This is a genomic window from Mesorhizobium sp. ISC25 (assembly GCF_042295465.1).
Taxonomy (GTDB): domain Bacteria; phylum Pseudomonadota; class Alphaproteobacteria; order Rhizobiales; family Rhizobiaceae; genus Mesorhizobium.
The window spans coordinates 852597-866466 of record NZ_CP135441.1; the positions used below are offsets into that span (position 1 = coordinate 852597).

General features: G+C 62.8%; 12 protein-coding genes. 8 read left to right on the top strand and 4 right to left on the bottom strand.

Annotation, left to right across the window (positions count from 1 at the left end; translation table 11 throughout):
- Positions 1–24 precede the first annotated feature (24 nt).
- The 6 genes from RQ479_RS04225 (at position 25) to RQ479_RS04250 (ending at position 8734) form a co-directional block, all read left to right on the top strand.
- Entirely contained in the window at positions 25–894 is an 870-nt protein-coding gene (locus tag RQ479_RS04225; RefSeq protein WP_376704210.1) for a DUF2497 domain-containing protein, read from the top strand.
- Positions 895–1202: 308 nt separating this feature from the next.
- A complete protein-coding gene (locus RQ479_RS04230) occupies positions 1203–1385 on the top strand; it encodes a hypothetical protein (protein ID WP_352826714.1) in 183 nt (60 codons plus the stop codon).
- 115 nt (positions 1386–1500) lie between these two features.
- Complete coding sequence (locus RQ479_RS04235) at positions 1501–4284, top strand: valine--tRNA ligase (protein WP_376704211.1); 2784 nt, start codon at positions 1501–1503, stop codon at positions 4282–4284.
- Positions 4285–4686: 402 nt separating this feature from the next.
- The gene (locus RQ479_RS04240) at positions 4687–5907 is read left to right on the top strand and encodes an OmpP1/FadL family transporter (protein ID WP_376704212.1); all 1221 of its coding nucleotides are present in this window, start codon (positions 4687–4689) and stop codon (positions 5905–5907) included.
- A 279-nt stretch (positions 5908–6186) separates the two neighbouring features.
- Positions 6187–7911 carry a dihydroxy-acid dehydratase gene (gene ilvD, locus RQ479_RS04245; protein WP_376704213.1) on the top strand — a complete coding sequence of 575 codons (1725 nt, stop codon included), beginning with the start codon at positions 6187–6189 and terminating at the stop codon, positions 7909–7911.
- Entirely contained in the window at positions 7898–8734 is an 837-nt protein-coding gene (locus RQ479_RS04250; protein ID WP_023678939.1) for a tetratricopeptide repeat protein, read from the top strand. Before ilvD ends, RQ479_RS04250 begins: the two co-directional genes overlap by 14 nt.
- Before the next feature lie 38 nt (positions 8735–8772).
- Here the strand turns inward: RQ479_RS04250 and RQ479_RS04255 are convergent, their stop codons facing one another.
- The 4 genes from RQ479_RS04255 to erpA all read right to left on the bottom strand — a co-directional run bounded on the left by RQ479_RS04255 (position 8773) and on the right by erpA (position 10732).
- Positions 8773–9090 (bottom strand): hypothetical protein, encoded by a 318-nt coding sequence (locus RQ479_RS04255; protein ID WP_376704214.1) that lies wholly within the window; start codon positions 9088–9090, stop codon positions 8773–8775.
- A 77-nt stretch (positions 9091–9167) separates the two neighbouring features.
- On the bottom strand, positions 9168–9962 hold the full coding sequence (xth, locus tag RQ479_RS04260) for an exodeoxyribonuclease III (protein WP_352467017.1): 795 nt from the start codon (positions 9960–9962) through the stop codon (positions 9168–9170).
- 30 nt (positions 9963–9992) lie between these two features.
- Positions 9993–10382: a VOC family protein gene (locus RQ479_RS04265; protein WP_376704215.1), complete on the bottom strand. Its 390-nt coding sequence runs from the start codon at positions 10380–10382 to the stop codon at positions 9993–9995.
- Positions 10383–10384: 2 nt separating this feature from the next.
- On the bottom strand, positions 10385–10732 hold the full coding sequence (gene erpA, locus RQ479_RS04270; RefSeq protein ID WP_254818314.1) for an iron-sulfur cluster insertion protein ErpA: 348 nt from the start codon (positions 10730–10732) through the stop codon (positions 10385–10387).
- Between the two features lie 73 nt (positions 10733–10805).
- Between erpA and RQ479_RS04275 the strand changes: the two genes are divergently transcribed.
- Positions 10806–12020: a deoxyguanosinetriphosphate triphosphohydrolase gene (locus RQ479_RS04275; protein ID WP_376704216.1), complete on the top strand. Its 1215-nt coding sequence runs from the start codon at positions 10806–10808 to the stop codon at positions 12018–12020.
- A 60-nt stretch (positions 12021–12080) separates the two neighbouring features.
- Positions 12081–13838, top strand: coding sequence for an arginine--tRNA ligase (gene argS / locus RQ479_RS04280; protein WP_376704217.1), 1758 nt, complete (start codon positions 12081–12083; stop codon positions 13836–13838).
- Positions 13839–13870: the final 32 nt, after the last annotated feature.

Consider the following 13870-nt stretch of genomic DNA (forward strand, 5'->3'; position numbering starts at 1 on the left):
GTCACAAGGGCGGCGGATGTGACGATGGCGACGGCGAGCAGCGTACAGCGCGAACCTTCCATGGAAGAGATACTGGCTTCCATCAGAAGGATCATCGAGGACAGCGATACCGGCCGCAAGCAGCCGGGCGACGCGGACGAGCTGCGCCAGGATCTGCAGCCGGCGCCGGCAGCCGGACGGGCAGCGGAGGGGGATGCGTTCCGCTCCGAACTGCGCGGCGGACTGGAGATCGCCAAGCCGGCCACGCCGGTCGAGGTGCAGCCAGCGGCCGCGCCGGTCATTGAGCGCCTGGAAACGCCGCTCCGCCCCGGCCCGGTAAAAGCAGCGGTGACGTTGGCTGAGGTGAACACCGCTCCCGAACCGCCCGCAAAGCAGGATCGGCCTGCGACAGCCAAGGCCGCCGAGACGACCGACACCATCATTGCCGATTGGCGGCGCGAGATCGCCGCCGTCGGCGACGCGATGGCCAACCCGGAGCGCGCCGAGCCACTCCGGACGCCGGGCGCCGAGCCGAAAGCCGAGGTTTTCGAGCGCGAGGCGAGTGCTGGACCTGCGCCGGAGCCTTCGGAAATTGGGCCGGAGCTTTCGGAAAGCGACCCGGAACCTTCGAAAATCGGCCCGGAACCTTCGAAAATCGGATCGGCGCGTCCGGCGGCCAGCGAGGCGCCGCCCGCACGTCCGGCGATCCTTTCGGAGCATACGGGCCGGCAGGTTGCCGCCGCCTTCGGCGAGCTTTCCGACGCGTTTGCCAGCCGCAGCAAAAAGACCTTCGACGAGATGGCCGAGGAGATGCTGCGGCCCATGCTGCAGGACTGGCTGGACAACAACCTGCCGACGCTGGTCGAGCGGCTGGTGCGCGAGGAAATCGAGCGCGTCGCGCGCGGCGCGCAGTAGCAGCTTTCAGGTCAAGCCCTCGGCAGCCAACGCCACCGGCTTGCGGGCCTAGTTGCGTACAGCCGATGTCCTGAAACGGCCGGATTGCACTAAGCGTCCGCGCGAGGACGAGTTGCGCGCCACGCATTTCGCCGGAACAGCCCGCCTGCTATCTTCGATCGATGAACCGCAAACAGACTTACAGCTATCGATTGCGATCTTGGGTGCCCATGCTTACCGACGAAGAGTATCGAGAGATCGTCGGAGACCCTGCGGCCCTTTACTTTCAAACCAAGAGATTCATTTCCAAGAATGGCTTTTGGAAGGAAATGAAGCATCCGGCTGCCGATCGCTATCGCGAACGCACCGGGGTCACGCTTGGCCACACTTACTGGCTTCTGCACGTCCGCCGGTCCGACTATGGCCCCGATTGCCCGGCCTGCGGAAAACCATACCGCACGCCAAGGGCGAAATTCTGTGCCGAATGCGGGCATGGGCTTGCCGCCAAGTAACCGAACTCATCAGGGCAGTCAGGCGGAACAAACCCACCGCCCTTGCGGTTGACTTGGCAACAACCTTCCGATTTACACCGGACCACAAATTCCGGACAGCGCGGACCGTTTTCCCATGCTCGAAAAGACCTACGACGCCAAAGCCGTCGAGCCGAAGATTGCCAGGATCTGGGAAGAGGCCGACGCGTTTCGGGCCGGGGCCGGCGCCGAGGAGGGGGCTGAAGCCTTCACCATCGTCATCCCGCCGCCGAACGTCACCGGCTCGCTGCATATGGGCCATGCGCTCAACAACACGCTGCAGGACATTCTGGTGCGCTTCGAGCGCATGCGCGGCAAGAACGTCCTTTGGCAACCAGGCATGGACCATGCCGGCATCGCTACGCAGATGGTGGTCGAGCGCCAGCTCATGGAAAAGCAGATCCACCGCCGCGACCTGACGCGCGATGAGTTCATCGACAAGGTCTGGGAGTGGAAGGCCGAGTCCGGCGGCGCCATCCTCAATCAGCTGAAGCGGCTCGGAGCCTCGGCCGACTGGAGCCGGGAGCGCTTCACTATGGACGAAGGCCTGTCCAAGGCCGTGCTCGAAGTGTTCGTGACGCTCTACAAGGAAGGGCTGATCTACAAGGACAAGCGCCTTGTGAACTGGGACCCGAAGCTGTTGACCGCCATCTCGGATCTCGAGGTCGAGCAGCAGGAAGTCAACGGCAATCTGTGGCACTTCCGCTATCCGGTCGCGGGCGTGACCTTCGATCCGGAGAATCCGAAGACCTTCATCACCGTTGCGACGACCCGCCCGGAGACGATGTTGGGCGATACGGCTGTCGCAGTCCACCCCGACGACGAGCGTTTCCGGCATCTTGTCGGCAAGAACCTCATCCTGCCGATCGTCGGCCGCAGGATTCCGGTCGTGGCGGACGAGTATTCCGATCCCGAAAAAGGCAGCGGTGCGGTCAAGATCACGCCGGCGCATGACTTCAACGATTTCGAGGTCGGCAAGCGCCACCGGCTGCCGGCGGTCAACATCCTCACCGTCAATGCGGCGGTGAGCCTCAAGGACAATGAGGACTTTCTCGCCGGACTGGAAGTGACGCCGGAGCGCCAGGCCGTCTGGGACAGCCTCGACGGCCTCGACCGTTTCGATGCGCGCAGGAAGATCGTCGAGCTGATGGAGGCGGGCGGCTTTCTCGAGAAGGTCGAGCCGCATCGCCATACTGTGCCGCACGGCGACCGTGGCGGCGTGCCGATCGAGCCGTTTCTGACCGACCAGTGGTATGTCAATGCGGCGGAACTGGCTAAGCCGGCGATAGCCTCGGTGCGCGAGAGCCGTACCAATTTCGTGCCCAAAAACTGGGAAAAGACCTATTTCGACTGGATGGAGAACATCCAGCCCTGGTGCATTTCGCGCCAGCTCTGGTGGGGCCACCAGATCCCAGCCTGGTACGGGCCGGACGGGCATGTCTTTGTCGAAAAGACCGAGGAAGAAGCGCTCGGTGCCGCCGTCGAATATTATCTAGCGCTGGAAGGGCCGTGGAAGGCCTGGGTCGAGGACAAGCTCGAGAATTTCCAGCCTGGCGAGATCCTGACCCGCGACGAGGACGTGCTCGACACATGGTTCTCGTCGGCGCTGTGGCCGTTCTCGACGCTCGGCTGGCCGGACCAGACGCCGGAGCTGAAGAGCTATTATCCGACCGACGTGCTGGTCACCGGTTTCGACATCATTTTCTTCTGGGTCGCCCGCATGATGATGATGGGCCTCCATTTCATGGATCAGGAGCCGTTCCACACGGTCTATGTCCATGCGCTGGTTCGCGACAAGAACGGGCAGAAGATGTCGAAGTCGAAAGGCAACGTCATCGATCCGCTCGAGCTCATCGACGAATACGGCGCCGATGCGCTGCGCTTCACCTTGACGGTGATGGCAGCGCAAGGGCGCGACGTTAAGCTCGATCCGGCCCGCATTGCCGGTTATCGCAATTTCGGCACCAAGCTGTGGAACGCGACGCGTTTTGCCGAGATGAACGAAGTGGCGCGCGACGACGATTTCTGGCTGCAGGACGCCAAGCTGGCGGTCAACCGCTGGATCCTGACGGAGCTGACGCGAGCCGCGCGGGACATAACGGACGGCATCACCTCATACCGCTTCAACGAGGCGGCAGGCGCCGCCTACCGCTTCGTCTGGAACCAGTTCTGCGACTGGTATCTGGAACTGCTGAAACCGGTGTTCATGGGCGCCGACGAGGCCGCCAAGGCCGAGAGCAGGGCATGCGTCGCCTTCGTGCTGGACGAGATCTACAAGCTGCTGCATCCGATGATGCCGTTCATGACCGAGGAACTGTGGGCCGAAACCGCCGGCGAGGGCGGGCAACGGCCGTCGCTGCTTTGTCATGCGGCTTGGCCGTCGCCCGACTTCGAGGACGAGGAGGCCGCCGCCGATATCAACTGGCTGGTCGATCTCGTCTCCGGCATCCGCTCGGTGCGTTCGGAAATGAACGTGCCGCCGGCGGCTATCGCACCGCTCGTGGTGATCGGCGCCAACAACACGACACGCGAAAGGCTCGAGCGTCAGGGCTCGGCTATCAAGCGTCTGGCGCGGGTCGGCGACATCTCGCTCGCCGAGGCGCCACCCAGGGGATCCGCCCAGATCGTCGTCAACGAGGCGACCATCTGCCTGCCGCTCGGCAGCCTGATCGACCTTGCCGCGGAGGCAGCGCGCCTGCAGAAGGAACTTGCCAAGGTGACCGAGGAAATAGCGCGGCTTTACAAGAAGCTGTCCAACGAGAAATTCGTCGCCAACGCGCCGGAAGAGGTGGTGGAAGCCGAGCGCGAAAAACTCGCCGAATATCGCGAGGCGCAAGAGAAGCTTTCGGTGGCATTGACGCGGGTGCGCGATGCCGGCTGATCGAACAAATTGGGCCGGTTGATCGAACAAATTGGGCCGGCTGGCCGCAATAGATTCGTCGGTCACGAATCTGCTTTCCAGATAGGCCGCCTGCCACGAAAACAGTCATTCCGCAGCGTAAATCTTGACGCAAACTGAATGTTTTTGCCCCATTGTTGCCGTAATGTAACAATGGCTGGCTGGGCACGCAAAACGCCCCGTTTTGTAGTGCTTTAAGCGTTTTTCCCGAGTTTTCTCGTTGATTTGTATTGAGCCGGCCGTTTTCCGGCCTTGCCGAGAAGGCCGACACCTTGTCGGAAATGCGTTCAGCCAGGGTGTACATGTACGCACGGCGAATTCGTTGTTGCGCGGTTAACCTGAATTGGTTCTAGCTTGATGCAACGACATTCGGGGAGGAGATTCATGTGTTATTCGCGTCTGAAAGCGCTGCTGGGCGCGGGGGCTTTTTCGCTGGCTTTGGCTGGGACGGTGCAAGCCGGGGGCTTTGACCGGGGCGGCGTCAACATCGACCAGCTGTTCGACGCGGCGCCATATTCGTTCGACGCAGGCGTCACCTATGTTTCGCCCCAGCGCAAACTCAAGAATGTGCAGCGTCTGGATGGCTCGGGATTGTCGACGTCGGCGGTGGATGTTGGTGGCGACTATGCGGTGCCGCATGTCGGCATCAAGGCCAACATCTTTGAGCCCGTAGACTGTCTTGCCACCTATACCAGACCGTATGGTGCGGACGCAAATTTCGGCATGAACAACGCCTATTCGCCGACAGCGGTCAAATACGCCGTAGACACAGACGATTTCGGTCTCACCTGCTCTTACAAGGTGAACGTCGGCAAGGGCGCCATACGATTCATTGGCGGTGTCTCCTACCAGCAGGTCGACGCGTTTCTGTCCCGCCAGACACTGCTCGCCTTCGGCAATACCGGCCTCGGCGTCTTCAAGCTGTCCGACGAGGCATGGGGTTGGCGTGCGGGCGCAGCCTATGAGATCCCCGAGATCGCTCTGCGCGCCAGCCTGATGTACTCTTCGAGCTACAAATATGACGGGCTGTCGGGAACCGTCGACACGACCGGCTTCAGGGGCGCCTTTCCGGCGGATCTGGTTCCTGGCTCTACCGGCGTGTACCCAGTCTCGGCGTCGGCTGAGATACCTCAGGCTCTGGAATTCAAGCTGCAGAGCGGTATAGCTCCTGGCTGGCTGGCCTTCGGTTCCATCCGCTGGCAGGAGTGGAGCAAACTTGGCGTCATCGCCATCAATGGCGTGCGCAGTCCGGTAACCGGTGCTCCCTCGCCCGTTTCATTCGACCTGCTTTATCGCGACGGCTGGACGGTCACGGGCGGTATCGGTCACAAGTTCACCGATCAATTGTCGGGCGTGGTTTCGCTGACCTGGGATCGCGGCACCTCGACGACCTCCGGCTATCAGTCGGATACCTGGGCCGTGGCCAGCGGCGTCTCCTATTCGCCGAACGATCAGGTCGAGGTCAGGCTCGGCGGCTCGATCGGTGTGCTGACGAGCGGGTCATCGACTTTCAGCGGTGTCGGCGACGTGGCAAATGCCGTCACCTATACCTACGGCAACGACCTGCTTCTCGCCGGTTCGGCTTCCGTCAAGATCAAGTTCTAACTATTAATTTTTAAACGACAAAACGGCCGGGCACTGCCCGGCCGTTTGTTGGGTGCGTGGCGTCCGGCATTCGGCCGGCGCAACAATTGTCCCCATGATGTTCGCTCCTGTAATTGTGACGTTTTGGCAACAGTTTCTGAACAACCCTCGCGCCACCCGGCCGCCCGGGAACATTGCCCATTTCCCGCCATAAACCCGGCGCACCTCGAACTTGTCTCGGGACACGCGCCAAAAGGCTAGGCGAAGAGGCAGGCCGCACCGCCCGCGGCAAGGACGAGTATGGACGCCAGAGGGATCTCCAAGGCCAAGCTGCCGAGCCGCCACGTGACCGTTGGTCCCGAGCGGGCGCCGCATCGCTCCTACCTCTATGCGATGGGGCTGTCGGCGGCCGAGATCGCGCAGCCGCTGGTCGGTGTCGCCAGCTGCTGGAACGAAGCAGCACCCTGCAACATCTCGCTGATGCGCCAGGCGCAAGTGGTCAAGAAGGGCGTGGCATCCGCCAATGGCACGCCACGCGAATTCTGCACCATCACCGTCACCGACGGCATCGCCATGGGCCATCAGGGCATGAAGTCGTCGCTGGTGTCGCGCGAGGTCATCGCCGATTCGGTCGAGCTCACCATGCGCGGCCATTGCTACGATGCGCTGGTCGGATTGGCCGGTTGCGACAAGTCGCTGCCCGGCATGATGATGGCCATGGTGCGCCTCAACGTGCCGTCGATCTTCATCTATGGCGGCTCGATCCTGCCCGGCAGCTACCGTGGCCGGCAGATCACCGTACAGGACGTGTTCGAGGCGGTCGGCCAGCACTCGGTCGGCACCATCGGCGACGCCGAGCTGCTCGAGATCGAGCAAGCCGCCTGTCCGTCGGCCGGCTCCTGCGGCGCCCAGTTCACTGCCAACACCATGGCCACCGTCGCTGAGGCGATCGGCCTGGCGCTGCCCTATTCCTGCGGCGCGCCGGCACCCTACGAGATGCGCGACCGCTTCAATTTCGCTTCTGGCGAAAAGATCATGGAGCTGATCGCACGGAACATCCGCCCGCGCGACATCGTTACCATAGAAGCGTTGGAAAATGCCGCGACCGTGGTCTCGGCCACCGGTGGCTCAACCAACGCGGCGCTGCATCTGCCGGCGATCGCGCACGAGGCCGGGATAAAGTTCGACCTTTTCGACGTGGCCAGGATATTCGAGAAAACACCCTATATCGCCGACCTCAAGCCGGGCGGCAAATACGTCGCCAAGGACATGTTCGAGGCCGGCGGCATTCCGCTCTTGATGAAGACGCTGCTCGACCATGGCTATCTTCATGGCGATTGCCTGACGGTGACCGGCCGCACTTTGGCCGAAAATATGGAACATGTTTCCTGGAATGACAGCCAGGATGTGGTCCGTCCCGCCAACAGGCCGATTACCCAGACCGGCGGGGTCGTGGGCTTGAAGGGTAACCTTGCCCCCGAAGGCGCGATCGTGAAGGTCGCCGGCATGGCGGAACTGAAATTCTCGGGTCCGGCGCGCTGCTTCGATTCGGAAGAGGAATGTTTCGAAGCGGTTACGCATCGCAACTATAGCGAAGGCGAGGTTCTCGTCATCCGTTACGAGGGTCCGCGCGGCGGCCCGGGCATGCGCGAAATGCTGTCGACGACGGCGGCTCTCTACGGCCAGGGCATGGGCGGCAAGGTGGCGCTCATCACCGACGGGCGTTTTTCGGGCGCAACGCGCGGTTTCTGTATCGGCCATGTCGGGCCGGAAGCGGCAGTGGGTGGCCCGATCGGGCTGCTTAGGGATGGCGACTTGATCTCGATCGATGCGGTGAACGGCACGATCGAGGTCGCATTGTCCAAAGCCGAACTGGCGGCGAGGGCAAAGGCATGGAAGGCGCGCACGACCGACTATCAGTCGGGCGCGATCTGGAAATACGCACAGACGGTCGGATCTGCCCGCGACGGCGCGGTCACCCATCCCGGCGGTGCCAAAGAAACACATTGCTATGCGGACATCTGAGTTGTTGAGGTCGTCTGTCCTTTCGGCACTGGTTGCGCTCGCCACTTTTGGCGCGACCTTGGGCGCCGTCGGGCAGGCCATGGCCTTCGACGACAAGGTGTTCGACGACAAGACCGGCGTGAAGCCGCAGTCGAGCCCGTGGGCGGTGTTCCAGTTCGGCTTTTCCGCCTACAAGAACGGCCATAAGGAGCAGGCCGCGGAAGCCTATAAATATGCCGCCGAGAACGGCCAGATCGGCGCCACCTGGAAGCTTGCGCGCATGTATGCCGAAGGCGATGGCGTGGCGCGAGACGACTACGCGGCGTTCAAGTTCTTCAGCGAGATCGTCGACCAGGATGTCGAGCCTGGTTCGCCAGAGGAAAGCTATGTTTCGGACGCGCTGGTGGCGCTTGGAGACTATCTGAGGAAAGGCATTCCCGGCAGCCCCGTCGAGGAGAACGAGGTGGCGGCCCAGGAATATTACATGCGTGCCGCCGCCAACTACCGCAATCCGAATGCCCAGTTCGAGATGGGCCAAATGTTCCTCAAAGGTGAGGGCGGCGTCAAGGCCAGCGTCAAGCAGGCCGGACGCTGGTTCCAACTGGCGGCCGAAAAGGGCCATGCGGGCGCGCAGGCGACGCTCGGCAACCTGCTCTTCCAAAGCGGCAAGATTGTGCGGGGGCTGGCGATGATGACCGCGGCGCTCGAACGGGCCTCACCCGCCGACCAGCCATGGATCCGCGGCATGCAGGAAGAAGCGTTTGCGGCCGCCGGCGAAGCCGACCGCCGCACCGCGATCTCGCTGGCCGACGACATCCTCACCAAGGGTGGCGGCGACCAATAGGCCGGCGGGCCAGCAAACTCGGGCGTTGTCGATTTAAATCAATTCGCGGTCGGTTCCGCCGGCACGCCGCCGGGCGCCGGTGTTGAGATCGGCGTGCCCTGCAGATGTGGGGCCAGCGTGTTCTCCGGGCAGCCGTCCCGGAGCTTTGTCCAGGATGTGTTGTTGAGCACCATGTCGCAGCGGGCGAGATGGCTCCGGCCTGCAAGCGTCAGGCAGGCGACTCGGCCGATCTGGAATGATTTTCCGTTAGCCAGGCACTCTGCATCGGCAAAAGCCGGCGTCGCCACCGCCATCGCCAGCGCGCAGCCGATCGGGCAGAGTGCAAATCGAGTAGTCATGGGAACCCCAGCCACCATGATGATTTCTCATCAAGCGCGCGATTTGTGGCGATAAGAGGTCCACTTATCAATGTGCCGCCGGACAGCAGCTCCGGTCAGGCCGGCCGCAGCGCCAGATCGATCGCCACCGGCACATGGTCGGAGGGCTTTTCCCAGGCGCGTACCTGCTTTTCGATCGAAGCCGAGGAAAACCAATTGGCGGCTTCGGGCGACAGAAGCAGGTGGTCGATGCGGATGCCGTTGTTCTTCTGCCAGGCGCCGGCCTGATAGTCCCAGAACGTAAAGACGTCCGGGGCGTCGGTGACGGCACGCACGGCTTCGGTGAAGCCGAGGTTCTTCAGGCGGCGAAACGCCTGCCGCGTTGCGGGTTGGAACAGCGCATCGCTTAGCCAGTTCTCCGGATATTTCGCATCGGCCGGCTCGGGGATGACATTGTAGTCGCCGGCCAGAACGAGGGGCTCTTCCAGTGCAAGCCGCTCCTCGGCCCAGCGCTCCAGCCGCGCCATCCACGAAAGCTTGTAGGAGAACTTCTTCTCGTCGTCGATCGGGTTGCCGTTCGGCAGATAGATCGAGGCAACGCGCAAGGCGCCCTTGTCGGTCGAGAACACGCCTTCGATAAAACGCGCCTGTTCGTCGGCATCGTCGCCCGGCAAGCCGCGATTGACCTCGTCGAAACGCAGCTTCGACAGGATGGCGACGCCGTTGAAGCCTTTTTGGCCGTAAGTCTCGACATTGTAGCCGAGCGCCTCGATCTCGGCGCGGGGAAACTGCTCATCGACGGTCTTGATCTCCTGCAGGCAGGCGATGTCGGGCGCGCTTTCCGTCAGCCAATGGGTCAAATTGCCGATGCGGGCGCGAACGCCGTTGATGTTCCAGGTGACGATTTTCATAACGGCCTCGATAGGCTGGTGGTCCGGAGACTAGCGATCCGGCGGGTGACGTTCGACAAGGCCGATCGTATTGCCTGCCGGGTCCTTTAGGAAGGCCATCCATTCGCTTTCCCCCGCTTGGCCGAACAGGCCTTCGGTGTCGCGATGGACGAGCGCCGGCGGCGCGGTGAAGGGAACACCGGCGGCCTTGGCTGAAGCGTGGAACTCGTCGAGGCCCGATATGTCGAGATAGACGGTGCCGGCCGGCAGGCCGTCGGTGAAAAGCAGGCGCACGTCACCAGCCATGATGAAGGCGATGCCTGGAGGATCGAAACGTACATGCAGGCTCATGCCCAGCACCTCGCGCCAGAACGCCAGCGTTGCATCGAGGTCGCGCCCGGCGGAAAGCGCGACCTGACGGACCGCGCCGATGTCGGGCATTCCTAGATCGAGAAGCTGGTGCCGCAGCCGCAGGATGCGACCGCATTGGGGTTTCTGATCTGGAACGACTGGCCCATCAGGTCGTCGACGAAATCGATCACCGAGCCGCCCATATAGACCAGCGACAGGTCGTCGATCAGCACGGTGGCGCCGTCCTTTTCGATGGCGACGTCGTCGTCATTGCGCCTGTCGACCAAGTCGAACTTGTAGGAGAAACCGGAACAGCCGCCGCCCTCGACCGAAACGCGCAGGGCCGTCTTACCGGCTTCGCTCGCCACAATCTTGGCGATCCGCCTGGCGGCGGCGTCGGTCATCTCGACTTTCATGGCGGTCTTGGCATCAGCGCCCATGGGCGTCACCTTGCTTTCGGTTTTGTATGATAGGTATGAAGCGCGACGGGGCAAGTCAACTGCGGCATACGCTATGACCAACGAGTTGGGCGACATCGGATTCGGCTATCGGCCGCGCGCGGCCTATGCCAGCGACCCGGCGAAGTCGCGCGGGCGGCTGTTCGACGAGGTGGAAAGCCCGACGCGCACGCCGTTCCAGCGCGACCGCGACCGCATCATCCATTCGACGGCGTTCCGCCGGCTGAAGCACAAGACGCAAGTGTTCGTCGCACATGAAGGCGACCATTACCGCACAAGGCTGACGCATTCGATCGAGGTGGCGCAAATTGCACGCGCTCTGGCGCGGGCGCTGCGCGGCGATGAGGACCTGGCCGAGGCGGTGGCCCTGGTGCACGACTTCGGCCACACGCCCTTCGGCCATACCGGAGAGGACGCGCTGAACGAGAAGATGGCCGCCTGGGGCGGCTTCGATCACAATGCGCAATCGCTGCGCGTGGTGACGCGGCTGGAGCGGCGCTATGCCGAGTTCGACGGGCTGAACCTCACGTGGGAAACGCTGGAGGGGCTGGTCAAGCACAATGGCCCGCTGACCGATGCCAAGGGCAAAGGGCTGAAAGGGCCGGTGCCGCAGGCGATCCGCGACTATTCCGAACTGCACGACCTCGAGCTCGACCGCTTCGCCGGTATCGAGGCGCAGTGCGCGGCGATTGCGGACGACATCGCCTACAACACCCACGACATCGATGACGGCTTGAGGGCAGGGCTGTTGACGCTGGATATGCTGGAGGGCGTCTCGCTGCCGGGGTCGATCCTCAAGGGCGTGCGTGAGCGCTATCCGGCGCTGGATGACGTACGCACCGGCCACGAGCTGATGCGCCGGCAGATCACGATCATGGTCGAGGACGTGATCGTCTCGACGACGGCCAATCTGGCGCGCATCAAGCCCGGCAGCGCCGAAGCCGTAAGGGCGGCCGGCGAGACGATGGTGAGCTTCTCCGCCGAAACGGCCGCATCGGAAAAGGAGCTGAAGGCCTTTCTTTACAAGCACCTCTACCGGCACGCGGAGGTCATGCGGGTGCGCGCCGACGCCGACCAGATCGTCAGGGACCTGTTCGACGTCTATTTCGCCGATCCGCGCGCCATGCCGGATGGCTGGCGCGAAGGGCTCGACCGGGCAGAGGACCGCGTCAAGGCGCGCAGTGTTGCCGATTTCCTGGCCGGCATGACGGACACTTATGCGCTCAAGGAACACAGGCGTTTGTTTGACCATACGCCGGATTTGAGCTAGGGCGGGCTCGATTTGCCGGCCAACGCGCCGGATCCCTGCAAAACCGTCAGAGCCATAGCAATGAACATCTTCGCCGATTTCAACGCGCGAATCATAAAGGCCGTCGAAGCGCTTGATTTGAAAGACAAGGATGGCGTGTCGCCGGACCTGTCGCGCATCGCTGTCGAGCCGCCGCGCGATGCCAGCCACGGCGACCTCGCGACCAACGCGGCCATGGTGTTGGCCAAGCCGACCGGCCAGAACCCGCGTGCGCTGGCCGAAAGGCTGGCCGAGGCGCTGCGCGCCGACGAGGATATCGCGGCCGCTGAGATCGCCGGCCCGGGCTTCGTCAATCTCAGGCTCAAGGACGGCTTCTGGCAGGCGCATCTGACGGCGCTGCTCGGCGAAGGCCGCAATTACGGCCGCTCGACTGTCGGCGGCGGCAAGAAAACCAATGTCGAATATGTCTCGGCCAACCCGACCGGGCCCATGCATGTCGGCCATTGCCGGGGTGCCGTGGTCGGCGACGCGCTCGCCAACCTGATGGCCTTCGCCGGTTACGACGTGACCAAGGAATACGTCATCAACGATGCCGGTTCGCAGATCGACGTGCTCGGACGCTCGGTCATCCTGCGCTACCGCGAGGCGCTTGGCGATGAGATCGGCGACATTCCGGCCGGGCTTTATCCAGGCGACTATCTGATCCCCGTTGGTCAGGCGCTGGCCAGCGAATTCGGCCGCTCCCTGCTGCAGATGCCGGACGAGGAGGCGCTTGCCATCGTCAAGGACAGGACGATCGATGCGATGATGGCGATGATCCGCGAGGATCTGGCGCTGCTCAACGTGCATCACGACGTCTTCTTTTCCGAACGGACGCTGCATGCCAACAATGCGAAGAAGATCCGCTCGGCGATCAGCGACCTGACGCTGAAGGGCCACATCTACAAGGGCAAGCTGCCGCCGCCCAAGGGCGAGAAGCCGGACGACTGGGAGGACCGCGAGCAGACGCTGTTCCGCTCGACCGCGGTCGGAGACGACATGGACCGGGCGCTGGTCAAGTCGGACGGCACCTTCACCTATTTCGCCGCCGATGTCGCTTACCTCAAGGACAAGGTCGATCGCGGCTTCGTCGATCTGATCTATGTGCTTGGCGCCGATCATGGCGGCTATGTGAAACGGCTGGAAGCGCTTGCCCGGGCGATTGCCGGCGACGAGGTCAAGCTTACCGTGCTGCTTTGCCAGCTGGTGAGGCTGTTTCGCGCCGGCGAGCCGGTGCGTATGTCGAAGCGGTCGGGCGAGTTCGTGACCTTGCGCGAAGTGGTCGAGGAGGTTGGCCGCGACCCGATCCGCTTCATGATGCTCTACCGCAAGAACGACGCGCCGCTCGATTTCGACTTCGCCAAGGTGACCGAGCAGTCGAAGGACAATCCGGTGTTCTACGTGCAGTATGCCTCGGCGCGCTGCCATTCGGTGTTCCGGCAGGCAAGCGAGCAGTTGGGCGAGGCCATGTTCGACCGCAACCAGCTGGCCGCCGAAGTGGCTTTGCTGACCGATGAGGGTGAGATCGGCCTGATCAGGAAACTCGCCGAATATCCGCGGCTGATCGAAGCGGCGGCGCTCGCGCTCGAGCCCCACCGGCTGGCATTTTACCTCTACGAACTCGCTTCCAGCTTCCACGGACACTGGAACCGGGGCACCGATAATCCCGACTTACGTTTTGTTAAGGTTAACGACCGACAATTGACGCATGCCAGACTAGGGCTGGTGCAGGCTGTTTCGGACGTTTTGACGTCCGGCCTGACGCTGATCGGAGCCAATGCGCCCACCGAAATGCGTTAGGTTTGAGTAAAAAACCTGTCACCTTTTGCCCA